This window comes from Polynucleobacter sp. HIN9 (assembly GCF_030297635.1).
Classification (GTDB): Bacteria; Pseudomonadota; Gammaproteobacteria; order Burkholderiales; family Burkholderiaceae; genus Polynucleobacter.
On the sequence record NZ_AP028140.1, the window covers coordinates 1,263,118 to 1,286,678 of the forward strand.

Sequence of the window (23,561 nt, forward strand, 5' to 3'; positions counted from 1 at the left end):
CCAATATCAACGTTGTTGGGTTTGATTTGCATCCGTCCGAAGAAGGCGTGCAAAATGCTGTGAATTAATAACCCCAAAAGATTCCAAATCAATCATGCGTCCGGTGCTGGGGTCGGCAAGGGTTAAGCGCCCATCTTGACGGGCAATTAACTCAAAAGGTGGCTCGCTACCGATCTCGCGACGCTTGCGCTCTTGCGCCAAGGTCCGTAATGCTCCGCGCATAAAGCCAGCCTCCCCAATAATCACATCAACTTGCTGCTTCGATTGATAGTCGACTACCGCAATTGAGCCATCGGGACGATCTTCAAATCGGAGTTGCTTAATCATTTTTGCTGGCGCATCGGGATAGCGCGCGATCTGTTGAGACTGCGTAATCACCCAAGCAATGAACACAGCAAATACTCCAAGTGCGAGCACCAGAACCGTTGTTTTACTGAGAGGGGGTGACGATGAGCGGCTCATGTGCGCGATTGAGATACCTTTGCGATTGCCATGCCCTGTCCATAGGAGCTAACGGATGAGTCGGGCTGACTGATGGGTTGGGGGCGCAACTCAACTTGATTCATTGTTGCCCAGGTATCTGCAAATAACTTAGCTACCTTGGCACCGTCCGGTACGCATCGCATCATGGGCTCGGGATGCGCCAACTTCCAAGCGCGGGCATGGGGCCATAAATGCAAGAATGGGATTTTGTCATCCGCATTGAGTTTGATGGGAATATCCGCACTACCATCTGGATAAATGTGGACACCTGCTTGAGCTAAACGCTTGAGGGGTAAGTTAAATGTAATCGTCAGCACAATTCCAATGCGCATCACTAGACGTCGATTGGTTAAGGTGTACATCGTTGCGTTCACCGACCAATAGGTGAGCAAGGCCAACAAGGTCAATGCGCACAGAGACAGTCCCAGAGCCCAGGCAAAGCCAGGCCATTCCTCAGCCCATCCGCCCGTAGAGCGACTAATCGCAATAATCTTGAGAACCACCATGGCAGAAAAGTAAAGTGCAAACCATTGCAAATGCGCTGCATGCAGTGCAAATGATTTGAGGTCTGGCTTTCCTTGCCAAAGGATACGCTCATCTTCAGGCAATGGCTCGGGCAATCCGGGCTGTGCCTCGAACTCATGCTCTGGGGATTGGTAGATGGTGCTCATTCCAATTACACCAGTGGCTCACTGCGCTCAGGAGTGGCGTACAAGGTACCTGCCCCAAAGTACGCCATAATTTTTTCCTCTTCGAGCAAGGTGATTTGCTCCATGCTCTTGGTCGCAGGTACTTTAGCAAAGTGCTTACCCAAGACTGCTTTCACAGATACCTGATTGCGACCGACCCGAACAAAGTTCATGGGCAATAGCACACGACGTGCACCTGCTTCAGGGGTGGTCTCAAGCTCCAGATACCGAATCATCATCTCGAGGCGATCAACCCAAATCTCTTTAATGGTGCCACCACGTACGCCATCGGCACCCACTACATTGAGCCCACGCGGATCAATGTCTTGTCTGGCTACACAGAAGTCACCCAACAAGCGCATTGGGACAATGCGAGGGCCGCCCTCTGGCATGTGATCGGGCACATCAGCGCGATTGGCATATGCGCCTGGGCCAATACCATCGAGCATTGGGTTGCCGGTTGGCTCAATCGGTGCGCCATTCATCCCGTTTGCTGGTCTAGCAGCCAAACGTTCTAAGGGCTCATCTCGTGGCACCGTGACATCGCCACCAAATTGGGTCTTAAAGGTTTTTGGCTTAGGCATCGCTGCAATGCCTTCGGCACGACGCACCTTGCCGGCTTGATCGTACTCAAGCGGAAATCCCTCACGCTTACTCTCAATGGTGAGGTAATAAATGAGGATGGCGAAGAAAACCCAAAATGCATACAGGGCTAATTGCGCGACATCCACGTATTGTGTAATTGCTCCAGTTCCCATAACGTACTCCCCTCTTTAACAATGAATTAGCTTGGAAACTCTGCTAATCCAAACTTCGAATCTGACAGCGATGGCTTTGGACGTTTCATCACGACCAAAGGACCAATCGCAACTAAGGTTGCAAACAACAAAAACAGTTCAATGTGATAGACAAAGCTGTACCCCGTTCCCGGTGAGACCAAAACAGATCCGAGTGACCCAGATACTGCTAAGGTCGAGACCACATCCCGAATCACCCCGCCGAGGCCAATTGCTAAACCAGCTGCAGTAGCGCTCACCGCACCCCATGCACCAATGACCAAACCATTCATACCCAAGGAATCAAAACTCATGGCGGTTGCGAGAGTGCCAACTGCAAACAATCCCCCACCAAAACCAATCAAGAATGCGCCGACTCGAAATAAATTAGGCGCCAGTAATGGCTCAGAGAAGATGACGCAAGTAAAGGCAAAGATCCCGCAGAGCGCCCCAATCGCAGCTAAGCGATGCGAATCAATCCGACGATTTAAGACCTTGGCTGCCAACATAAATGCCAATAAGGCTCCAATCGAGGTCAAGCCGGTTAACAAGGTGGTAGCGCTTACTGATAAGTGAAGTACTTCCGCTCCATAAGGCTCCAAAATGATGTCTTGCATGCTAAAGGCTGCGGTTCCCATCCCTAGCGCAACCAGGAATCGAATCACCTTGTCTTGCTTGGCAAATCGGCTCCAAGACTCTTTAAAGCGAGTGATTGGCTCTTGATTGATCTGCTCCTTAGTCTTTGGTTGGCGTGCCTCTTGTTTCCACAGCGCCATCAGATTCAGTACCATCGTTAGGGCTGCGGCGCCCTGCACCACTTGAATCAAACGCAGTGGTGAGAAGTTCGTTAGCAATAGTCCAAATATCACACTACTAAAGACCATACCGATTAGAAACATCACATACATAAGGGCTACCACCCGTGGACGGGATTCTGTCGTTGCTAAATCGGAGGCGAGCGCTAAGCCGGCGGTTTGGGTAATTTGCATCCCAGCGCCCACTAATAAAAATGCCAGCGCTGCGGCAATGTAACTAAACCAATGAGGCCAATTGGAATCCCCTGACAATAGAATCAGAGAGAATGGCATGATGGCGAGACCGCCAAACTGCAACCAACTACCCAACCAAATGTAAGGAACGCGCTTCCAGCCCAAAAAGGAGCGGTGGTGATCACTCTTAAATCCCACTAAAGCACGAAACGGGGAAAACAATAAAGGTAGCGCCACCATCAGCGCAACCAGGCTCGCGGGTACACCCATTTCAACAATCATGACGCGATTGAGGGTACCAATCAGCATCACAGTCGCCATCCCCACCGATACTTGAAACAATGCCAAGCGTAGCCATTTACTTAAAGGCAAATCCTTGGTTGCCACATCAGAAAATGGCATAAACCGTGGCGAGATTCGTCGCCAGGCCGAGAATAGATTAAGGTTCATCACTCGCATCATCGACTTAGCACCATCGCCTGCGAAATATAAAACCCGCGTGCAATCTTTTGGGTCGCATCAATCTTCCAGGTACTCAGATCAGGCTCGCGTGTAATTAACTTCGCCAGCGTTTGCTCAGCAACTGGCTCAATAAAAGGTGCACGATCACCGCGTGGAAATAAACGTCCAACGGCAATCATGGTGGATAAAAATGGGTTCTTAGGCGCAAAAGTAAATGCAATCCGTTGCCGCGTCCGTTGCGCAAGCCCCGCTAGTGCCTTGGTAATATCGCGGCGATGGTAATGAATCATGGAGTCCATACAAACCACGTGATCAAAATCTCCCAAGGCCGGATCTAACATATCGCCAGCAAAGAACTCGATTGACCCCCGACCCAAATCGGTCGGTAAGCGCTCGCGTGCTAGATCAATCAAGGTTGGTGAGATATCGGTGGCCATCACTTGCGCGCCGCGCTTGGCTAACTCGACCGCGAGTGCACCAGTCCCGCAACCCGCATCCAGAACTCGCTGTCCATGAAGGTCATTAGGCAGGTAGCCTAAAAGGACATTACGCATCTCATCGCGCCCTGCCCGTACCGTTTTACGAATACCACTTACCGGTGCAGTGGACGTTAATTTTGCCCAAGCGTCAAAGGCAGTTCGATCAAAGTACTGCTGCAACTGACTGCGTTTTTCGAGATACGAATGCTCTTGCATGCTGATGCCTTAATTAATCAAATCCCAAGAGATCAAAAATGTCACGATCCTTCATGGGCACTGCTGGCAGGGGATCTGCGCCCGCCCAGAGGGCTGCCGCTAAACGGAGATACTCTTGCTGTACTTTGTCGAGCTCTGGCGATTGCTCCATCTCAAAGAGCGTTGATTTCTTTAAGCGACTGCGACGGATCACGTCAAGATCTGGAAAATGCGCCATCGTTTTGAGGCCCACTTTTTCATTGAACTTATCAATTTGATCGGTACCAGCGCTGCGATTAGCAATCACGCCGCCTAAACGCACGTTATAGTTTTTGGCCTTAGCTCCAATCGCTTGCACAATGCGATTCATCGCAAAGATCGAATCAAAATCATTAGCGGTCACAATCAGTGCACGATCCGCATGTTGCAAGGGTGCTGCAAAGCCGCCACACACCACATCGCCCAAGACATCAAAAATCACCACATCGGTGTCATCGAGTAAATGATGTTCTTTCAGTAACTTCACGGTCTGGCCTACCACATAGCCGCCGCAGCCCGTACCTGCCGGAGGGCCACCGGCTTCGACACACATGACACCGTTGTAGCCTTCGTAGACAAAATCCTCGACGCGCAATTCTTCTGAATGAAAATCAACCTTCTCTAAGACATCAATCACAGTCGGCATCAATTTTTTAGTAAGCGTGAAGGTGGAGTCATGCTTTGGATCACAACCAATCTGAATCACACGCTTACCTAATTTGGAAAAAGCCACGGAGAGATTGGAGGAGGTCGTGCTCTTACCAATTCCACCCTTGCCATAAACCGCAAAGACTTTTGCCTTCCCAATCTTTAAATTGGGATCAAGTTGTACCTGAACACTGCCCTCTCCGTCAGCTCGTCGTGACTTCATCTCACTTACGGGAATATTGACTACGTTCATAACATGGCTCCAGTGCGCTTAGCGTCCAAAATGGGCTTTTGCGTCATACAAAGTTTCTAAAGAAATCGTTGGTAAACCGCGCTCAATCGCAAAGCGCTCGGTATTGCGCTTGGCTTTACCGCGCACAAAGAATGGGATCTTATTGAGCTCTTTCTGTGCTTCTGGCTCCCACACACTCTCAGTCACAGGGGCGCCATTAGCTACTGCCACCTCAGGAACCGGTGCAGGCTCAGATATAACGCTCGCTTCGTTCGCGGGGGTGCGCTGATGTCCATGGCCCAAATGAGATGGAGCTGCGCCATCATGAAACTCAAAGTCTTCGCGGAACATACCAATCAAGTGCTCTTCTAAGCCCATCATCAATGGATGGACCCAGGTATCAAAGAGAACATTGGCTCCCTCAAATCCCATTTGTGGCGAGTAGCGTGCTGGGAAATCTTGCACATGAATTGGTGCTGAGATAACAGCACACGGAATCTTAAGGCGCTTGGCAATATGGCGCTCCATCTGACTACCCAGAATCAACTCAGGCTGTAGTTCGGTAATGCGTTGCTCGACCTCTAGGTAATCATCCGTAATTAAAGCTTCAATGCCATACTGACTTGCGGCCTCTCGCACTTCCCTGGCCAACTCTCGGCTGTAGGTACCAAGACCAACGACCTGGAAGCCCATTTCTTGGGATGCAACTTTTGCAGCCGCAATTGCATGAGTTGCGTCACCAAAGATGAAGACACGTTTATTCGTTAAATAGGTTGAATCCACCGATAAGGCATACCAGCGTGCGCGTGAGCGTTTTGTCAACTCATCAATATCGCAATGGATTTGCGCTAGGGTGCATACCTCCTCGATAAAGGCACGTGTTGCATTAAATCCGATTGGGATGGTTTTAGTACTGGGCTGCCCAAAGTTTTTACTTAACCACTGGGCTGCACTATTGGCCACTTCGGGATAGAGCACCACGTTAAAGTCTGCCTCATGCAGGCGTGAAATGTCTTCAGGTTTAGCGCCCAAGGGTGCGACAACATTGACTCTCACACCAATCTGTCGTAGTAGCTTCCGAATTTCCACCAAATCATCGCGATGCCGAAATCCTAAAGCGGTTGGTCCCAAAATATTGCAACTTGGTGGCAATCCAGCAGGCCGTGGTTTACGTTTCTCTCCAGGAGATAAAACGTAGTCTTTACCTAGCAAACGTACCATTTGATAAAAAGTTTCTGCGGCGCCCCAGTTTTCTTTCTTCTGATAGGCGGGCAATTCCAATGGCAATACAGGAACTGATAATTGCAGTGCAGCTGCTAATCCACCTGGATCATCCTGAATCAATTCAGCGGTACATGACGCACCCACCATGAGTAAGTCGGGCTTAAAACGTGCGTAAGCAGAACGCGCTGCATCTTTGAACAACTCAGCGGTATCACCACCAAGATCACGTGCCTGAAAGGTGGTGTAGGTCACTGGTGGGCGCTTGTTCATGCGCTCGATCATGGTGAAGAGCAGATCTGCATAGGTATCGCCCTGTGGTGCATGCAGGACGTAATGCACGCTCTCCATTGCCGTTGCGATACGCATCGCACCAATATGAGGCGGTCCTTCGTAGGTCCAGAGCGTTAATTTCATGAGCTCTCCTAAGCCGCCAATTTAGTTCTGCGCACCAATGGCCGCGCAAAGAGTTCAGCGAGATCAGCCGCTTGATCAAACCCTTGAATCGGTGTGAACACCAATTCAATTGACCACTTCGTAGTCAACCCCTCAGCCTCGAGTGGATTTGCCAAACCCAAGCCGCAAACCACCATATCGGGACGATAATTACGACAGCGATCAAGTTGCTTCTCCACATCCTGCCCTTCTGATAGGCTCACTTCAGCTGGCAACAAAGCCAGTTCCTCCGCCAGATGTTGGCGATGGATATAAGGCATCCCGATTTCAGTCAGCTGCATGCCCAGTTCGCGGTGCAAAAATCTCGCCAGAGGGATTTCCAATTGCGAATCTGGAAAGAAAAAGATTGAGCGGCCATTGAGAACTTGTCGTTGGCGCTCCAGCGCCAAGTTTGCGCGTTGACGTTTAGGTGCAATCACCTTCTCAACATGATTTGGATCGATTCCAAATGCCTTAGCCGCGGCGGCAAACCAAGCCTCTGTCCCTTCAACACCAAGTGGGAACGGAGCTGGAATCCGCTTTGCACCCATATCATCGAGCACGCGGGCGGTATCGGTCAGGAAGGGTTGCACAAGCAAGTACCGAGTATTGGGCCCTAGGCGTGGAATATCACCCGACCGTCTGGGCGGAAAGAATGCATAGGATCCAATGCCCAGCTCGTTGAAGATTCGGGAGAACTGATCTTCCACAATATCGGCCAAGCAACCAACAATCAATAGATCCACTTCCCTCTGTGCCGGATGATCTTGTGCATGCCGCGGAATTTCTTTGGTAAGTGCGGCAAGGCAAGTGTCTTCACCTTGTGTGAAAGTGGTTTCAATTCCACTACCCGAGTAATTGAGAATGCGTACGCGTGGTGTGTGGGTTTTACTTAAACGCTCGGCGGCGCGTGAGAGATCGAGCTTGATCACTTCGGATGGACATGAGCCCACCAAGAAAAGCATTTTGATATCGGGTCTGCGGGTGAGGAGTTGATTAACTACCCGATCGAGCTCCTCATTGGCATCGGCGAGGCCTGCCAAATCATGATCATCAATAATCGCTGTCGCAAAACGTGGTTCTGCAAAAATCATCACGCCCGCAGCCGATTGCACCAAGTGTGCGCAAGTACGAGAGCCAACTACCAAGAAAAATGCATCCTGAATTTTGCGGTGCAGCCAAATGATGCCGGTTAAGCCACAAAACACTTCGCGTTGACCACGCTCTTTGAGGATTGCGCGGTCTGACGAGTCGCACGTATCGGTTGTGGGCTGCAAAGGAATCACGCGATTCATGCCATCACCCGCTCTGTTCCTTGACTCGACTCTTGCAAGCGAGCTTGGCGCAGTTTCCATAAAAACTGAGCGGCATTAATCACATACGCCAAATAAGCCGATAAGGCCAATACCATCAGCGCACGGGGCTCTAAAAACCCAAACGTTAATGCGATTAAGTAAGCGGTGTGCAATGCCAAAACTAGCATGCTAAACACGTCTTCCCAATAAAAAGCGGGTGCAAAAAGATACTTACCGAATACCTCTTTCTCCCAAATGCTGCCGGTGATCATGATCGTGTAGAGAATCAAGGTTTTAATCACGATCGAGACATTGGCGGCAAACTCGCCCTGCCCCGTGATTAAAAATCGAATCACGAAATACAAACTCACCAAAAAAATGACAAATTGCACAGGCGCCAAGATCCCCTGAACCAAGGTCCACTTCGAACGATCGCGTCGGATTCGCTCTTCGGGTGTATAAAGGGGGTGAATTTGACTTGCCATGTGCTTTTTTCCTTACGCAGCCTGGCTCCTATATAAATATGTAAACCTAAGTTTACGCTTTTTTATGTAGACAAATCTAGGAATAAACCCTTATATATGTCAAATTATTTTGACAGTTTAGACTCCTAGTGGTAAACCTTAGGGAAATTGGTCAAAAAAAGAAGGTTTTTGGCCTGGATTAGCCTATTTTTAGTTGGATTTCTGGGAAGAATTACCTGAAAAAAAGGTGCTTGGAATGCAATAAATATTGCATCGCAACATATGTAAATGGCTTAGGGGTTAAGAGTGGATCAATTTAATCTACCGAGAAACGGTAATCAGGCATCAGAAGGCAAGGAAGGCCAACCATGGCACGAAAAACTGCGCTTCAATACCCAGATTTCCCAAAAGGTGGATTCGCTACCCTCTCATGAACTCAATAATCTACTGAATAAAACCATCGAGGCACAAATTATTCCCCGCCTCCTAATGCAGCATGGCCACAGCCACCCGGATGTTGCTTCCAGAATAACTGGGGTGCCGATATCCAGTGATGAGGTCAAACACTTTGCTGAATTGCTCATTCATAGCTCGAACGATATTTGCCTAGGCTACATTCAAGCCATGCGCCTTGAAGGTCGGGGATTAAATGAGATCTATCTCGACTTAATTGCACCGGCAGCAAGGCGCTTAGGCTGCTATTGGGAACTCGATGAGCAAAGTTTTACAACCGTGACCCTTGCCCTCGGTCGAGTTCAGCGCATCATGCAAGAACTTAGCCCGGACTTTCGGAATAATGAAAGTGAACACAAAACCCTCTCAGGGAGAGCCTTGTTATTTGCAATGCCCCACTCCCAACACACCATGGGGGTGTTGATGTTGAGCGAATTCTTTATCCAAGCAGGCTGGGATGTCACGACAGTAGCCAACCCCTCCAAAGAGGAAATCCTTACGCTTTGCCGTGAGCAAGCATTTGATATTGTTGGAATCTCAATTTCGTATGAGCTGCAATGGGACGCTATGCAGGAATTGGTCCAGGCGATTCGGAAATGTTCAGCCAACTCCCAAATTGGGATTATGGCTGGGGGTGCACTCTTTAATGCTAAGCCAGAATTAATGGATCAATGCGCTGCAGACATTTGCACTTTGAGCGCCCCAGATGCGGTAATTGCCGCTGAGAATATCTTAAAATCGCGAGTTTAAGAAAAACGAATAAAAGACTGAGATCGTGACCAATATTGCCAGCACCGCCCACACCTTTGGGCAGCTCAACCCGGAAGAGATTGCTAATCTCGTCGAGGCTTCGGCAGATATCTCGCTCACCCTGAATTCAGAGGGTGTGATTCAAAGTATTGCGTTTGGTAACCCAGATTTACGAAGCCCCAACTTAGAAAACTGGGTTGGTAAATCTTGGGTCGATGTGGTCACTGTAGAAAGCCGTCCGAAGATTCAGGCGCTCTTGACGGATGCCAATGAGTCCTCCCTCTCGCGCTTTCGGCAAATTAATGTTGCGATGCCGGGCGCCAGTGATTTGCCCCTCCTCTGCGCAACACTGAAAATTGGAAGTACAGGGCAGATTATTGCGCTCGCTCGTGATTTACGCGAGATCTCCCTCCTCCAACAACGCTTAGTCGACGCACAGCAAGCGATTGAGCGTGATTACACTCGCCTGCGCCAACTTGAAACGCGGTATCGTGTTTTATTTGAAATGGCCTCCGAGGCCGTATTAGTGCTTGACGCAAATACGTTCAAGATTGTTGAGGCCAACCCTCGTGCTGCTGATTTGCTAAATGAATCCATTAAAAAACTCAACGGTCGCTCTTTAATTGACTATTTAGCCAAGGGTGATCGCATTCAAGCGCAGTCATTACTCAGTAAGGTTGCATATACAAGCACTGCGGCTGACCTCAGCACTCAGCTTTTAAATGGCCAAGAGGCATTTTTATCAGCCGCACCGTTTCGTAATGAAAACCAATCCCTACTATTAATCACGATTAAGCGCTCGGGTGAATTTATTGACCGTCAAGATGTAGGCGCACAATCATTAGTGATTCAAGCGCTCGAAAATGCGCCCGATGGCTTTATTGTGACCAACTCAGCCGGGAAAATATTAACTGCGAATCAAGCATTCTTGCGTCTGATCATGGCTGATAAGCTCGATCAAATCTTAAATGAGCCTCTGGAGCGCTGGCTTGAGCGTTCGAGTGTCGATTTACGTGTCATGCTCTCCAATCTTCAAGAAAAGGGATCTATTAAGTTATTTGCAACCTCGATTCGAGACTCGTTTGGTACTTTGCATCCGGTTGAGATCTCTGCTGTATCGGTTGCCTACCCACATGCATGCTTAGGATTTACGATTCGTGAGGTTGGCTCACGCATTCGCTCAAAGATCCAACCCGAAGAGTCAATTACACGCTCGAGTGAAGAACTCACACAACTGGTTGGCCGCTTACCTTTAAAAGAAATTATTAACGAGACGACTGATTTGATTGAGCAGCTTTGCATTAAAGCCGCACTCGAGCTCACGCGTGGCAATCGAGTCTCTGCTTCTGAGATGCTTGGTCTCTCTCGGCAAAGTCTCTACATTAAATTACGTAAATATAATCTGAGCGATCAAAGCAAAGATAGCGACATCGAGGAATAAGATGTCTTCACAGGTAGCAGTCATGAGCTTGGTCAGCATCCAACCGCAAGCCAAACTCGCCGGCATTGCGCGTCTGATGTTCAACCGATTTAGCACCTATCGACCAAGCGGCTTATTGCTCCAAAAACACATGGGGTCTGGGAAGAATGCCGGGTTCTCGGTGAGCCCCAGTGGAACCCATCAAGGTTTATTTAGTCTCTTTGATTCTTTGGAGCATGCAAATGCATTTGTTCGCGAATCCCCCTTGCTAAAGTGGTATCAAGAACATGCCCATGAACTATTTACCGTCAAACTGCGTGCTTATTCAGTTAAAGGCCAATGGTCTGGCCATCAATTGAGTGAGTCGATTGCTCCACCAAGCTCAGGGCCAATCGCCTCACTTACGCGGGCATCGATTAAGCCCTCAAAAGCAATATCGTTTTGGACCAAGGCACCACCTGCAGAAGTTGATTTATTGCATACCGAGGGCTGCCTAATCTCTGCAGGTGTTGGTGAGGCGCCGATCTTACGGCAAGCAACCTTTACCATCTGGGAATCTCAGGCAGCGATGGATACTTACGCGCGCTCGGGCGCACACTTGGCAGCCATCAAATCCGCCATGCAAGGTCAATATTTTTCGGAATCCATGTTTGTGCGCTTTCAACCATTTGACGCAACCGGTTCATGGAAAGGAAGAACGCTTGCCTAAATCCCTTGGTAATCAACCCATTGTGGTGATCGGTGGCGGCATCGGTGGCTTAGTGAGCGCTCTTGAACTTGCTAGCGCCGGTCTAGAGGTCATCGTGGTTGAGAAAGAGCAAAGCCTTGGGGGCAAGATCCGACAGATTGATTGTGCCGGTCATGGAGTGGATTCTGGGCCAACCGTATTTACCATGCGCTGGGTCTTTGACGGCATCTTTGCCAATGCAGGCACACGACTAGAGGATGTGCTGCGAATAGAACCTCTCAAAATTTTAGCCCGCCATGCATGGAGCAAATCCGAGCGTTTAGATCTTTTTGCCAATCGTGATGAATCGGCTAAAGCAATTGAAGATTTTGCCGGTGCTGCAGAGGCAAGGCGCTTCATTGATTTTTGCGAACAAACCCGCAAACTCTATCGCGCCTTAGAAAAACCCTATATGTTGTCGCAACGGCCCTCGATGATGGGCATGATGAGTGATTTAGGACCAACTGGCTCAAAAGCACTGTATGAAATTGGTCTATTTAATGATCTTTGGAAAAGTCTAGGTCGCTACTTTAAAGACCCGCGCTTGCATCAACTCTTTGGGCGCTACGCCACCTATTGCGGTTCCTCACCGTTTCAGGCGCCTGCGACCCTGATGCTCATCGCAGATGTGGAAATGCAAGGGGTCTGGGCGGTGCAAGGCGGCATGATCGCCATTACTCAAGCACTTTCGGATCTGGCGCGCTCCAAAGGGGTACGCTTGATCTGCGGCGTGAACTGCGAAGAGATTATGCAAGGTAACCGTAAGGTCTCAGGGGTGCGTTTAAGTAATGGCGAAACGATTCAGACGCAAGCCGTTATCTTTAATGGCGATGCCATGGCCCTACAAACTGGCTTATTGGGTGAAGCCATTCGTCAAGCCTCTCCAATTACCCAAACCACCCGCTCGCTATCCGCAATTACCTGGTCGATGTTTGCGAAGCCTCAGGGTTTCCCACTGATTCGGCACAATGTATTTTTTGACTCAGACTACGATAGCGAGTTCACGGATATCTTCTATCGCAAGCGTTTGCCACAAAAGCCAACGGTTTACATTTGCGCCCAAGATCAAACCGACCATCATCTTTCGCACCCCGAAGGAGAGCGACTCCTATGTTTAGTCAATGCGCCAGCCACTGGTGATCACCAACAACCTACTCAAGCCGAGATTGAATCATGTCAAGAAAAATCCCTTTCCCTACTCGAACACTGTGGCCTCAATCTCTCATTAGCGGATGCAACGGTAACGCGCACTACGCCACAGGACTTTCATCGCCTCTTTCCAGCAACCGGTGGGGCTCTGTATGGCCAAGCGAACCATGGTTGGATGGATACCTTTCGACGGCCAGCAGCCCAAACAGCGATTTCGGGTCTTTATCTAGCGGGGGGCAGCGCGCATCCGGGAGCGGGAGTGCCCATGGCGGCCCTCTCGGGTCGTATGGCGGCCGCAACCCTGATGGGTCACCTCGGTTTGACCAAGCGGTCGGGTCGGGTGCTTATCTCTGGTGGTACGTCGATGCCTTAAGTGATGATGGCAAGCATGGTCTGGTCATGATTGCATTTGTGGGGAGCGTGTTCTCCCCATACTATGCCTTAGCACGCCGTCGCCATGCCCATGTTGATCCAGAAAACCATTGTGCGATTAATTTGGCGATCTATAGTCCGGGTAATAAGCGCTGGACCATGACCGAGCGTAGCGCAGCGAGTATTTCTCGGAATCAAACTGAGTTTGTGATTGGACCTAGCAGCCTCCATTGGAATGGTGACCATTTGCGGGTTGATTTTGTGGAACGCGCTATTCCCTTTGGTCAACGCGTCGTTGGGCACTTCAAACTATACCCAAAACAATTATTTTATTTCTCAACCCATCTAGATGATCAGCATAAGCATCGCTGGGGGCCATTGGCACCTAGCGCGCGTATCGAGGTTGAACTAGAGTCACCTAACATCAAGTGGCAAGGCAATGCCTATTTTGATTCTAATGAGGGGGATGAACCGATTGCAATTCCGTTTAAAGATTGGGATTGGTCACGTGCACAATTAAGTGGTGAGCGTACTGCAGTCATCTATGATGTGCGCCAGCGTAATGGGATAGAACGAGTCTTGGGGCTCATTTTTACTCCGGATGGTCGCATTGAGCACTTTGAACCCCCTCCTCGTCAAGCTCTTCCCAAAACAGGTTGGCGGATTCAGAGGCAAATGCGTAACCCGAAGGATGCCCAACTCAAGATCTTGGAAACACTGGAAGATACGCCTTTTTATGCACGCTCGGTTCTCAGCAGCGAGCTACTCGGTGAGCGCGTGACTTCATTTCATGAGACGCTCGATGTTCCAAGACTCTCATCTTGGGCAGTGCAGTTTATGCTTCCTTGGCGGATGCCGAGGGTGAAGTAATTGATTCGCGGTTAACGCAGTGGTTGAATAAAACGATCGGCCACAGTCATTTCCGCTTCTCGCTTTCGCTCTTCCACCCGCTCGAGTAGATCAACGACCCAAGTCAGTCTTTCGTGAATAGTTCCACCGTAATGACGGATGTGCGGTGTTTTATTCACCGCCTCAATCAGGAACTGAATCGAGGGATGTGCTTCTGGGTTAAAACGTCGGATCGAGAACTTCGCAATGATGGCTGAAGTGGCATGGGTTAATAAGACCAGTTTGCGTTGCTTTGAGACCACCGCCCGAACTGATACAGAATCCAGGTTCAAGCGCTCGACTTCACGACCAATCTCCGCATAAATCAGACGTGCTGCAGCAATCGCTGGGCGACAGTCCCACGGCAAGTCACCAATTCCAATCTCGGCTTGCGTGTAGAGTTTGTCGGCCTCTTTGAGAAGTCGCGCCACTACGCGTGAGATTGCTTCATTAAATTGTGGGTTTGCTAACCACTCCTTGGGCTCAAGCCCCTCCTCCCTCATCCACTCGATGGGCAGGTAGATCCTGCCGTTCATCGCATCTTCACCCACATCACGCGCAATATTGGTTAATTGCATCGCAAGGCCAAGTTCACAAGCACGCGCCACGGTCTCGGACTCACGCTTTCCCATGATCAAACACATCATGGCGCCAACCGTACCAGCGACGCGCGCACAGTAATCGAGCAACTCATCAAAGGTCTCGTAGGTGCGGTACTGCGTATCCCATGCATATCCCTCAATCAATGCGAGTGGTAACTCTTTAGGGATATCAAAGGCACGCACCACCTCTGCTAGCGCCCGATCAGCCGCCTCATCAATGGGTTGACCTAAATAGATGGCATCTAATCGCTTTTGTAGAGTGATAATCGATTGATCAGTAGCGTCTGCTGCATCGGCAATATCATCGGTGATCCGACAAAATGCATACAGAGCCGTAGCAGGATCCCGTACACGACTGGGCAATACACGCGAGGCAGCAAAGAAGGATTTGGAGCCATCGCGCATGGTTTCTACGCACTCACTGAGGTCCTGATCAAAGCGCTTCGAGCTGCGATTCATTGCGCATACCCCTTCGCCACATTAATGGGATGGGGAACCACTGACATTAAAGCCTTCGCAGATGACAAAACACCCGGAATTCCGGCGCCAGGATGGGTGCCGGCACCCACCATATACAGTCCTTTTACATCTTCGCTACGGTTATGCGGTCTAAACCACGCACTTTGCAATAAGAGCGGCTCAAATCCAAAGGCAGCACCTTTGACTGACAACAACCGATCCTGAAAATCCTGCGGTGTGGTGCAAAACGAGGTGGTGAGATGTTTTTGAAAACCAGGCAGTACTGATTGATCCAGATACTCTGCAATCGCCTGGCGATAAGACTCTGCAGTCTCTTGCCAGTTTGTGCCACTGTCTAAGTTTGGCACGGGAGACAAGACATAAAAGGTGTCATGACCTGAGGGCGCAAGACTCGGATCGGTCGCAGTTGGGCGATGTAAATAGAGACTGAAATCTTTCGCCAGCTCTTTACGTTTGAAGATATCTTCCAGCAACTCGCGGTAACGCTTGCCCAGCAAAATCATATGGTGGGGGACGTCAGGATATTGCTGATTGGTTCCAAAATACCAAACAAACAAACTCATTGAATATTTACTACGCGCTACTTTCTTATCGGTCCAAACCTTGCGATGCTGCGGTTCAATCAGCTTCTGGTAGGTCCAAGCGGCATCAGCATTCGAGACCACGATATCGGCTGGCACAAAATTACCATCTGCTAGCGTAATACCAACGGCTTTGCCATCACGCACCTCAATGCGCTTTACCTCCTGGTTGCATTGCACATCCACCCCTAAATCGGCCAATAAACGAACTAAGCCCTTAATCAGGGAGCCGGTACCGCCCATGGCTGAGAACACGCCGTGCTTGCGCTCCAAAGAATTAATGAGCGAGTACACTGCCGTTACCGAAAAGGGATTGCCGCCAATTAATAATGGATGAAAACTCATCACTTGGCGTAACTTGTCGTTCTTCAAATGTCTTGCAACCAGTGTATAGATGCTCTCCCAGGCCTTCATCTTCACCATCGATGGGAATGCCTCAAATAAATCACTTAGGGAGTCAAAGGCGACATTACTGAGTTCTTCAAAGCCCAGTTGATAGCATTTCTCGGCCTCAGCTAGAAAACGATCATAGCCCGGCAAGTCTGCTGGACTAAACTTAGCAACCTCATCACGCATGCGCGCCAGATCGCCTGTGTAATCAAAATGGCTGCCGTCATCAAACCGAATTCGATAAAACGGATCCATCAGCCGCAGATCAACATCATTCTCAAGTTTTTCACCACATAGCTCCCATAACTCTTCAAGTAAAAAGGGAGCCGTAATAATGGTGGGCCCGGCATCAAAGGTATAACCGTCGCGTTGATGTACATAGGCGCGCCCACCGGGCTTATCGAGCTTCTCAAATACCTTCACGCGGTAGCCCTTATGCGAAAGCCGAATCGCTGCAGCTAAACCACCAAAACCACTCCCAATCACCGCCGCAATCGGGCGGTCATCACTGGGTAGATAGGTTCGTTTGAGCATGGCTTCCTAATTTAGAAAAAAATGGCGCCACGAAGGACGCCATAAGTACCGGTTACATCATTCCTTACTTCATCGCTACAGTATTGCTCTTCTCAGCAGGCTTTGGTGCAACGCGCGGTGCAGGCGTGCCTGTTAAGAATGGGTAATCTTTGAGCATCGAAACTCCGTAGAGAGGCTTATAGGCTCCCTGATGACAGGTTGCGCAATTCGCTTTTGCCACATCCCCTTCGGGTCCCAATCGATGGGCCGGGAATACATTGGTAATCGGCACCATATAGTTGTTATTAATGTCACGTGCCATCCGAATGCCATACCATGCGGTCATCCGCTGCGGTGGACTTTGCGACCACTCAGGCATGGCACGGGTATTGTGGCAATAGGCGCAGTTCACACCCAATGAGGTCGACATATGTACCATTAAGCCAAAGACTTTCTCGGTATCCTGAATGCTGTTCTTATTGCCAGTGGGTAAAGCCGTTGGTCCATTCATGCGAATGTTTTCAGCTTTTAATAAGTAAGGGGTGAATGGGTCATAGGGCAAATCACTCCCACCCACTGATTGTGAGGGGGTATTTTGGCCATTCTTGCCCGTTAAGAACCCACTGCCCTGAGGCTTAGCAGGATCGGTAAACCAAACGTTTTGTGGAATGTTGTTTCCACGGTGGCAGGTATAGCAGGTCACCCCGGTATCTGCCACATGGGATTTCCATTCCACGTTAATTCGTTGGGTCATCTGAATCATCTTGCGCGAGACAATTTTTGTGTAATTCGAGTCTTCAGCAAAATTTGCGACGTTATGGCAGTAGGCACAACCTTGCTCAGGGGCAACCCAGCTGGTCATTGCCACCATAAAGTTTGTGAACTGGGCAACGCTCAGATTTCCTAAGACCTTGACGTTTTTGTAGACAGCGCCAGCTTTTGGACCATCCGCATCAGCAGGAATCGATACCGGTACCTGATTCTTTTCTGCCTGCGCCTCTAACGTACGTGGGTTGTATACCATTGCCATACCGGTGCCACGGAAGCCACTCTGCACTGAGTCCACTGGCGGGCGTTCACATGCCGTTAGAAATAATGTGGCTCCGGCCAGAGCAGCAATGCCCAATATGCGTTGAATTGAGTTCATGATTGCTCCTTATTTCGCAACAGGTGGAGGTGGCACAAATGTTGCTGCTGGATCAACCGTGGGGATACTATAGACATCAGGGTATGCAGGTGCAACCCCATGTTTCACAGCCCACAAGTACCAGTTATCAACCACAGTACCGGTTAATAAAATGCCGATGCCGCCAGTGAGTGGCACTAGCACGGCAAACCACCAGGCCCAACGGTGAATCGACTCCATCGTGGCGTTAAAGCCCATGGTCCATCTCCAGAATAATCCGGCACGCTCCGATGCAGTACCGCGATCCACAATTTGCTCAATCTCGCGCTCACCACCATAGCGACCAACCGCTAAGATGGTTGCGCCATGCATGGCAAATAACAGTGCTGATCCATACAGGAAGGCAATGGAGAGCATATGAAATGGGTTGTAAAACAAATTACCGTAACGTAAAGAGAATGCAGCGGTCCAATCCAAGTGCGAGAAAATACCAAAGGGCACGCCTTCACTCCAGCTGCCAACTAATAGCGGTCTAAAGAAGCCTAAGACGAGGAACAACCAAATTGCTGACAAGAAAGCCCAAGCAATATGGGTACCCATACCAAGTGCAACCGCACGTCGGTAGGTTCGCCACCACCATAACAGTACCGATGCAGTTAAGAATGCACCGGCCATCATCCACCAACCGCCTTCAGAGAGCGGCATGATGAAGTTCAGGCCATGCTTCGGCAAGGGCGGATCAAGCGATAACCAAAAGAGTTGGCGCACAAACTGGATAGGATCCCAGTTCACCGAGGCCAACATATTCCAGCCAATGATCTGAAAACCGATCATGCCAAAGAATAAAGAGGCGATGCCAATGGTTCCCAAATAAATGGGGCCAATCTGCGCATTGCCTAGACGCCCAAATAAATGGACTAAAAAGGGTTTGCCAATCCGCTCGCGCTCATCCTTTCTGGGATTAAGTGGTGAGCCATGATGCGGTTCAGCAACCACCTGAACCTGGGTAAATAAATTTTGATAGTCCATATTCTTATCCCTCGATTCTTTTTATGACCAAATGGGGAGGTTTAACCACCAACCCCACCACTCTGGCCAACCACGAGTCCAAAATGGCCCACTAATAACAATGCAAACGGCACTCCAAAAGACCGCCGCCAATGCCAAGAACAAACCAAGTCGGTGGATTCCTAAGGTACCAACGGAGTAGCCAATCAAATCTCGAAAGAAGGTATCTTCGTGCTCGGGGGTTTTAACAAACTCGCCTTTTTGCGGATTCGTTGACGACAGCACTAATGCACCGTGCATAGCAAGTGCAAGGGTCGTCGTAAAGAATAAGGTGATCGCAATCATGTGCGCAGGGTTGTAGTGAAAGTGCAAGTATTGATAGCCGACGTTTGAGACCCAATCGAGGTGACTCAAGATACCGTAGGGGAATCCATGCCCCCAAGCGCCCATCAATACGGGACGAATCACAACCAGCGTGAAATACCCAAAGACCGCGACTGAGAAGGCGAATGGCACATGAAAGCCCATACCTAATTTGCGACAGATCTCGACTTCACGAAGTGCCCATGATCCAAATGCGCCTAGCGCACAAATCGTAATTAACTGCCACAGTCCTCCCTCCATCAGTGGAGCGGGTGCTAGGCCGTATTTCAAATCGGGCGGGGCGATATTAATCTGCCACAAGTTCCAAGTTGGTCCTTGCGATGCGCCCCACAAAATGAGTGCAGTGCCTAAAAAGGTAAAGAAGATCGTGGTGATACCAAAAAATCCGACATAAAAAGGGCCCACCCAAAAGTCGAATAAATCTCCGCCAACCAGGGTTCCCCCTCGTACTCGGTACTTTCGTTCAAAGCTGAGCATGGCCATTTTTTAGTCCTTCCTTTAATTGGTAGATAAGACTCGATATGTAGTCAAGTCCTATCCACCACGGTTTTCATGATGCTTACTACTTTGCTGCTGGTACTGCTGGTGGTTTAGCTGCTCCACTGTTACCAGTTTGTTTTACATACTCAGCCTGACTTAAACCATCAAGCCAATTAAAACGAACTGTGCTTAGCAGAATCAAATGAATCATTGCTGCCAAACCGAACAGGAAGATTCCTTGAATAGCCATAGCCCGTAATGGGTCATATAGTTTCCAAATTCTCCACATGGTATTTCTCCTAAGTTAAATACGACATAAAGCTATAAACCGCAGACCTTACGCCGTCGATCATTGACTTCTCTTCCGATCCTGGTAACCAGGATCTCCACTGACCCGGTAAGAACACAGTAAAGAGCGCGAGTACAAAACACACCACAAAACACAAGACAAAAATCGTCTTGAACGTGATTGAATCGTTCTTAGCGATCTCCTGTACCGAGTGGTTTAAATGGATATCTTTCATATCGTTACCTTTACGTTGTTACTTCCGATTTCAGTAGAACCAAGGACGCCAAGCCCACACCAAAATGTGAGCAATGACCGCTATTGCAGTAAACCCGACCAAACCTTGGACATAAAACTGGTGAAATTCTTTCGCCTCGTCGTCGGTAAGACCAGAAATAGAGCCTCTGTGATCACTCATTCGAGATCCCTCCTTCAAAATTAGCCTTTCGGCTAGCACCGCGCAAAGCCCGCGCGACAAGGGCATATGGCATGGAACTGCCACATTGGGGATGGAGCAAAGTAGTCAGATTCATACTTTCTCCGATATGGGGTTGGGTGTTTTCTCTTGCACAATCTCAGGACAAGACAGGCGCACGCGCTCTGCAGTGACTCGCGCTTCACCTGAGGATTCGGTATCGCGCTCGACGCGATCACGTAATTGCTTGGCTGCCGAGATTTGCACTAAGACCGGTTGTTTCTGAACATAATTAGCAACCATGGTTTGTGCGTCGCTATCCCACAAGAAGGCATTCGCTGCTTGACCACGTGCCAAGGTGGAGTCGACCTTATCCATTTCAGTACCTAAGGGCAAGATATGGAACAGTGCATCAAAGAGCCCATTGCAAAACTCTTGGATTAAATAGGTTGCGCCGGCGTATCCCATGAATGGCGTGCCAGTATGGCGCCGAATAATTGCGCCAGGAAATGATGCAGGGATATACATACCCTTACCACCCGCTTCGGCTAGATACATTCTTTCGTTGTAACTACCAAATAGTACGAGAGGCGCTTTTTCTTTTACCAATTTACGAATTTCTTCGCTATCGGTTTTCTGACCAGGCTTACGTGAAATGGCAAAGCTGCATGGCAGCCCCATCTCCTCGCTCAAGAAATGAGAGATCCCGCGCGTGTAGGTCTCGTTTGCAACAATCGCAAAATTTGCGGTCCCAAAAAAGTCCTGCGTCACCGAGCGCCACAGATCCCAAATTGGCTTAATCGTGGTGTGCTTCTCACGCTCAATAAATGGCTCGGGATCAAGATCAAGCAACTCACCTAGTTTGCGCAAGAACTTGGTCGTACTATGAAGACCAATCGGTGCCTGTAAATAAGGGCGATCAAGGGCTTCGCAGAGCATGCGCCCAAACTCGCGGTACATGCAAATATTGACATCGGCTTCGACTAAACGCGACACATCGGCTAAGTGACTACCGAGTGGAAACACCATATTGATCTCGGCGCCAATTCCTTGGACTAAGCGACGGATCTCAGCCAAGTCGCTCGGCATATTAAACGTGCCATAAGCGGGACCAATAATATTGACGCGTGGCTTCTCCCCTTCTTTGCGGGGTTTGCGTGCCGGCACATTCTTAATGCCATACTCTGACCATAACCAATACATTGCGCGATTAGCGCACTGCCACTGGTCTTCATCAATCGTACGCGGTAAGAAGCGGGCAATGGCTGTACCTTCAGGTGTAACACCACCACCAATCATCTCGGCGATTGATCCGGTCACAACCACGGCAGGTAAATCAGGATCTAAGGTGGCATGAGCACGTTTCATCGAACCTTCGGTTCCTTCACGACCTAATTGTTCTTCAGCCAATCCGGTGACTACGATGGGTAACTCATGCGGCGGTAAGGCATCGGTGTAATGCAAGACCGAGGTAACGGGTAAGTTCTCACACCCTACTGGCCCATCAATAACCACCTGCAATCCCTTGATGGCCGTGAACACATATACGGCTCCCCAGTAGCCGCCAGCGCGATCGTGATCAATGACGTACATCAGATCATCTCCTCGGCTTTGCGCTTCTTGATCGCTTTTTCTAACTTGCGACGGGTCTCGGCTTTGAACTCGGGACGATCTTTGGGAACGCTTTCCCAAACACCGGCATTGTGACTTGCACCTACTTCACCAAAGAAGGCTTTCATCTCATCAAAGCGTGCTTGATTTCCAATCGCGGCATTAATTACTTGCGCTAGCGATCCAGCGCCTGCAGGCCCCATTAAAGGACGTGCTGAAATGAGGTTCGTGAAATACAGACTAGGAATCGATGCTTGCTTGGCTGCTTGTACTACCGGCGTGGTACCAATGGCTAAATCGGGTTGATACTCGGCCATCGCTGCTAAATCCTGCTCAAGTGAGGCGCGGAACTGCACTTGCACACCTTTTGCTTCTAACCATTCCCGATCCGCATCACTCCAGACTGTGCGGGGACAGGCAGATCCAACATACCGAACATCTGCACCACTCTCAATGAGTAAGCGTGCGACTAGAAGTTCAGAGCCTTCGTAACCACTTAAGGTAATACGACCTTTAATCGGGGTTGCGCCAAGCACTGCTTTAATCGCTGGCAAGATTTTGTGTTTAGCGGCATTAATTCGGTCTTGCGGTGTATTGGTTACTTTGCCAATCGCTTCTAACCATGCAGCAGTTCCCTCGTAACCAACCGGCGCAGATCCAACGATGGGTCGACCTGCGGCTTCAAACTCCCGAATACTGGCTGTATAAAACGGATGAATCGCTGCGACTGCTTTGCAATCGAGCGCTTGATACAACTCACGCCATTCACGCGTTGGTACTGTAGCGCCTACCGCAAGATCCATCGGCTCCAACATGGCGCCAATCACTGCGGGATCGGCTGGGAACATCTCTCCTAAAAGCGTGATGGTCGGTTTGGTTTGCACGCCAGTACGCGGCGCTTGCACGGGACCAGCCATGATTTCATGGCGGGCGTATTGCAACATGGCACCGGCTAGTACATCTTTTGCCTCAGCATGGGTTGGCACACCAAAGCCTGGCACATCAATACCAATAATACGTACCCCATTAATTTCTTTAGGCAGCAACTGCAGCGGTACGCCACTTGCAGTGGGGACACATAAATTAATAATGACAATCGCATCGTACTTGCTGGGGTCGGCCTGTTCGTGCACCGAGTCCCGAATATCTTCAAAGAGTTTTCCAGTGACCAGGGTCTCGGAATTAAATGGCACATAACCCACGCTACGACGAGCACCATAGAAATGCGAGGTAAACGTTAAGCCATACACACAGCAGGCAGAGCCCGACAAAATGGTAGCGGTGCGACGCATGCGCAATCCAACCCGCAATGATCCAAAGGCTGGGCACATACTTTGTGGTTGATCGTGCGGCCCTTTGGGGTAGTCTTGCGCATAGCGTTGCAATACCTCCGCTTTGCCCGCAGACTTTGCCGCATCCATCATTTGTTTTTCACCCGCATGACATCCCACACCATCCCCTTGGGATGGATCGTTGACCAACTGCTCTGGCACGATAGGAATGATGGGTTTACTCATGA

The 23,561-nt window shown here is 49.6% G+C and carries 24 protein-coding genes; 5 read left to right on the plus strand and 19 right to left on the minus strand.

Going from position 1 to position 23,561, the window contains the following annotated elements; all coding sequences use genetic code 11:
* Positions 1-6 precede the first annotated feature (6 nt).
* The 9 genes from puhC to bchF are packed head-to-tail and all read right to left on the minus strand — an operon-like array spanning position 7 to position 8,428.
* On the minus strand, positions 7-462 hold the full coding sequence (gene puhC, locus QUE62_RS06570; RefSeq protein ID WP_286261181.1) for a photosynthetic complex assembly protein PuhC: 456 nt from the start codon (positions 460-462) through the stop codon (positions 7-9).
* Positions 459-1,154 (minus strand): photosynthetic complex putative assembly protein PuhB, encoded by a 696-nt coding sequence (gene puhB, locus QUE62_RS06575; RefSeq protein WP_286261183.1) that lies wholly within the window; start codon positions 1,152-1,154, stop codon positions 459-461. The genes puhC and puhB overlap by 4 nt, the downstream gene beginning before the upstream one ends.
* A gap of 5 nt (positions 1,155-1,159) precedes the next feature.
* Positions 1,160-1,930 carry a photosynthetic reaction center subunit H gene (gene puhA / locus QUE62_RS06580; RefSeq protein WP_286261185.1) on the minus strand — a complete coding sequence of 257 codons (771 nt, stop codon included), beginning with the start codon at positions 1,928-1,930 and terminating at the stop codon, positions 1,160-1,162.
* Positions 1,931-1,956: 26 nt separating this feature from the next.
* On the minus strand, positions 1,957-3,387 hold the full coding sequence (locus QUE62_RS06585) for a BCD family MFS transporter (RefSeq protein ID WP_286261187.1): 1,431 nt from the start codon (positions 3,385-3,387) through the stop codon (positions 1,957-1,959).
* 8 nt (positions 3,388-3,395) lie between these two features.
* Positions 3,396-4,094: a magnesium protoporphyrin IX methyltransferase gene (bchM, locus tag QUE62_RS06590; RefSeq protein WP_286225047.1), complete on the minus strand. Its 699-nt coding sequence runs from the start codon at positions 4,092-4,094 to the stop codon at positions 3,396-3,398.
* A 13-nt stretch (positions 4,095-4,107) separates the two neighbouring features.
* The gene (bchL, locus tag QUE62_RS06595) at positions 4,108-5,013 is read right to left on the minus strand and encodes a ferredoxin:protochlorophyllide reductase (ATP-dependent) iron-sulfur ATP-binding protein (RefSeq protein ID WP_108508824.1); all 906 of its coding nucleotides are present in this window, start codon (positions 5,011-5,013) and stop codon (positions 4,108-4,110) included.
* Positions 5,014-5,031: 18 nt separating this feature from the next.
* Complete coding sequence (bchB, locus tag QUE62_RS06600) at positions 5,032-6,630, minus strand: ferredoxin:protochlorophyllide reductase (ATP-dependent) subunit B (protein WP_286261188.1); 1,599 nt, start codon at positions 6,628-6,630, stop codon at positions 5,032-5,034.
* Positions 6,631-6,638: 8 nt separating this feature from the next.
* Positions 6,639-7,943 carry a ferredoxin:protochlorophyllide reductase (ATP-dependent) subunit N gene (locus QUE62_RS06605; protein WP_286261190.1) on the minus strand — a complete coding sequence of 435 codons (1,305 nt, stop codon included), beginning with the start codon at positions 7,941-7,943 and terminating at the stop codon, positions 6,639-6,641.
* The gene (gene bchF / locus QUE62_RS06610) at positions 7,940-8,428 is read right to left on the minus strand and encodes a 2-vinyl bacteriochlorophyllide hydratase (protein WP_286261192.1); all 489 of its coding nucleotides are present in this window, start codon (positions 8,426-8,428) and stop codon (positions 7,940-7,942) included. Before bchF ends, QUE62_RS06605 begins: the two co-directional genes overlap by 4 nt.
* A gap of 285 nt (positions 8,429-8,713) precedes the next feature.
* On the opposite strand from bchF, the gene QUE62_RS06615 reads away from it, so the two are divergent.
* From QUE62_RS06615 to QUE62_RS06635, 5 genes are read left to right on the plus strand one after another with little or no spacing between them, the layout of a single operon-like run.
* A complete protein-coding gene (locus QUE62_RS06615) occupies positions 8,714-9,610 on the plus strand; it encodes a cobalamin B12-binding domain-containing protein (RefSeq protein WP_286261194.1) in 897 nt (298 codons plus the stop codon).
* A gap of 25 nt (positions 9,611-9,635) precedes the next feature.
* Positions 9,636-11,051 (plus strand): transcriptional regulator PpsR, encoded by a 1,416-nt coding sequence (gene ppsR, locus QUE62_RS06620; RefSeq protein WP_286261196.1) that lies wholly within the window; start codon positions 9,636-9,638, stop codon positions 11,049-11,051.
* A gap of 1 nt (position 11,052) precedes the next feature.
* On the plus strand, positions 11,053-11,739 hold the full coding sequence (locus QUE62_RS06625) for a spheroidene monooxygenase (protein ID WP_286223295.1): 687 nt from the start codon (positions 11,053-11,055) through the stop codon (positions 11,737-11,739).
* Positions 11,732-13,279, plus strand: coding sequence for a 1-hydroxycarotenoid 3,4-desaturase CrtD (crtD, locus tag QUE62_RS06630; protein WP_286261198.1), 1,548 nt, complete (start codon positions 11,732-11,734; stop codon positions 13,277-13,279). Before QUE62_RS06625 ends, crtD begins: the two co-directional genes overlap by 8 nt.
* A 26-nt stretch (positions 13,280-13,305) precedes the next feature.
* The gene (locus QUE62_RS06635; RefSeq protein WP_286261199.1) at positions 13,306-14,148 is read left to right on the plus strand and encodes a carotenoid 1,2-hydratase; all 843 of its coding nucleotides are present in this window, start codon (positions 13,306-13,308) and stop codon (positions 14,146-14,148) included.
* 11 nt (positions 14,149-14,159) lie between these two features.
* On the opposite strand, the gene QUE62_RS06640 is transcribed toward QUE62_RS06635, so the two are convergent.
* The 10 genes from QUE62_RS06640 to bchY form a co-directional block, all read right to left on the minus strand.
* Positions 14,160-15,227, minus strand: a complete 1,068-nt coding sequence (locus QUE62_RS06640) for a phytoene/squalene synthase family protein (protein ID WP_286261200.1) — start codon at positions 15,225-15,227, stop codon at positions 14,160-14,162.
* Positions 15,224-16,753: a phytoene desaturase gene (locus QUE62_RS06645; RefSeq protein WP_286261202.1), complete on the minus strand. Its 1,530-nt coding sequence runs from the start codon at positions 16,751-16,753 to the stop codon at positions 15,224-15,226. Before QUE62_RS06645 ends, QUE62_RS06640 begins: the two co-directional genes overlap by 4 nt.
* Positions 16,754-16,817: 64 nt before the next feature.
* Positions 16,818-17,879: a photosynthetic reaction center cytochrome PufC gene (pufC, locus tag QUE62_RS06650; protein WP_286261204.1), complete on the minus strand. Its 1,062-nt coding sequence runs from the start codon at positions 17,877-17,879 to the stop codon at positions 16,818-16,820.
* Positions 17,880-17,888: 9 nt separating this feature from the next.
* On the minus strand, positions 17,889-18,887 hold the full coding sequence (pufM, locus tag QUE62_RS06655) for a photosynthetic reaction center subunit M (protein ID WP_286223301.1): 999 nt from the start codon (positions 18,885-18,887) through the stop codon (positions 17,889-17,891).
* A 21-nt stretch (positions 18,888-18,908) separates the two neighbouring features.
* Entirely contained in the window at positions 18,909-19,733 is an 825-nt protein-coding gene (gene pufL / locus QUE62_RS06660; protein ID WP_286223302.1) for a photosynthetic reaction center subunit L, read from the minus strand.
* Between the two features lie 79 nt (positions 19,734-19,812).
* Positions 19,813-20,019, minus strand: coding sequence for a light-harvesting antenna LH1, alpha subunit (gene pufA / locus QUE62_RS06665; RefSeq protein ID WP_108508839.1), 207 nt, complete (start codon positions 20,017-20,019; stop codon positions 19,813-19,815).
* Positions 20,020-20,029: 10 nt separating this feature from the next.
* A complete protein-coding gene (locus tag QUE62_RS06670) occupies positions 20,030-20,254 on the minus strand; it encodes a hypothetical protein (RefSeq protein ID WP_199908496.1) in 225 nt (74 codons plus the stop codon).
* Positions 20,255-20,284: 30 nt separating this feature from the next.
* On the minus strand, positions 20,285-20,434 hold the full coding sequence (gene pufB, locus QUE62_RS06675) for a light-harvesting antenna LH1, beta subunit (RefSeq protein ID WP_108508840.1): 150 nt from the start codon (positions 20,432-20,434) through the stop codon (positions 20,285-20,287).
* Positions 20,435-20,545: 111 nt separating this feature from the next.
* Positions 20,546-22,024, minus strand: a complete 1,479-nt coding sequence (bchZ, locus tag QUE62_RS06680; protein WP_286223303.1) for a chlorophyllide a reductase subunit Z — start codon at positions 22,022-22,024, stop codon at positions 20,546-20,548.
* Positions 22,024-23,559, minus strand: coding sequence for a chlorophyllide a reductase subunit Y (bchY, locus tag QUE62_RS06685; protein WP_286223304.1), 1,536 nt, complete (start codon positions 23,557-23,559; stop codon positions 22,024-22,026). The genes bchZ and bchY overlap by 1 nt, the downstream gene beginning before the upstream one ends.
* Positions 23,560-23,561 lie beyond the last annotated feature (2 nt).

Excerpts from the sequence above, each read along its gene's own strand:
- puhC (WP_286261181.1), bottom strand. The coding sequence starts at position 462 with ATGAGCCGCTCATCGTCACCCCCTCTCAGTAAAACAACGGTTCTGGTG.
- puhB (WP_286261183.1), bottom strand. The coding sequence starts at position 1,154 with ATGAGCACCATCTACCAATCCCCAGAGCATGAGTTCGAGGCACAGCCC.
- puhA (WP_286261185.1), bottom strand. The coding sequence starts at position 1,930 with ATGGGAACTGGAGCAATTACACAATACGTGGATGTCGCGCAATTAGCC.
- QUE62_RS06585 (WP_286261187.1), bottom strand. The coding sequence starts at position 3,387 with ATGAACCTTAATCTATTCTCGGCCTGGCGACGAATCTCGCCACGGTTT.
- bchM (WP_286225047.1), bottom strand. The coding sequence starts at position 4,094 with ATGCAAGAGCATTCGTATCTCGAAAAACGCAGTCAGTTGCAGCAGTAC.
- bchL (WP_108508824.1), bottom strand. The coding sequence starts at position 5,013 with ATGAACGTAGTCAATATTCCCGTAAGTGAGATGAAGTCACGACGAGCT.
- bchB (WP_286261188.1), bottom strand. The coding sequence starts at position 6,630 with ATGAAATTAACGCTCTGGACCTACGAAGGACCGCCTCATATTGGTGCG.
- QUE62_RS06605 (WP_286261190.1), bottom strand. The coding sequence starts at position 7,943 with ATGAATCGCGTGATTCCTTTGCAGCCCACAACCGATACGTGCGACTCG.
- bchF (WP_286261192.1), bottom strand. The coding sequence starts at position 8,428 with ATGGCAAGTCAAATTCACCCCCTTTATACACCCGAAGAGCGAATCCGA.
- QUE62_RS06625 (WP_286223295.1), top strand. The coding sequence starts at position 11,053 with ATGTCTTCACAGGTAGCAGTCATGAGCTTGGTCAGCATCCAACCGCAA.
- QUE62_RS06635 (WP_286261199.1), top strand. The coding sequence starts at position 13,306 with ATGATTGCATTTGTGGGGAGCGTGTTCTCCCCATACTATGCCTTAGCA.
- QUE62_RS06640 (WP_286261200.1), bottom strand. The coding sequence starts at position 15,227 with ATGAATCGCAGCTCGAAGCGCTTTGATCAGGACCTCAGTGAGTGCGTA.
- QUE62_RS06645 (WP_286261202.1), bottom strand. The coding sequence starts at position 16,753 with ATGCTCAAACGAACCTATCTACCCAGTGATGACCGCCCGATTGCGGCG.
- pufC (WP_286261204.1), bottom strand. The coding sequence starts at position 17,879 with ATGAACTCAATTCAACGCATATTGGGCATTGCTGCTCTGGCCGGAGCC.
- pufM (WP_286223301.1), bottom strand. The coding sequence starts at position 18,887 with ATGGACTATCAAAATTTATTTACCCAGGTTCAGGTGGTTGCTGAACCG.
- pufL (WP_286223302.1), bottom strand. The coding sequence starts at position 19,733 with ATGGCCATGCTCAGCTTTGAACGAAAGTACCGAGTACGAGGGGGAACC.
- pufA (WP_108508839.1), bottom strand. The coding sequence starts at position 20,019 with ATGTGGAGAATTTGGAAACTATATGACCCATTACGGGCTATGGCTATT.
- QUE62_RS06670 (WP_199908496.1), bottom strand. The coding sequence starts at position 20,254 with ATGAAAGATATCCATTTAAACCACTCGGTACAGGAGATCGCTAAGAAC.
- pufB (WP_108508840.1), bottom strand. The coding sequence starts at position 20,434 with ATGAGTGATCACAGAGGCTCTATTTCTGGTCTTACCGACGACGAGGCG.
- bchZ (WP_286223303.1), bottom strand. The coding sequence starts at position 22,024 with ATGTACGTCATTGATCACGATCGCGCTGGCGGCTACTGGGGAGCCGTA.
- bchY (WP_286223304.1), bottom strand. The coding sequence starts at position 23,559 with ATGAGTAAACCCATCATTCCTATCGTGCCAGAGCAGTTGGTCAACGAT.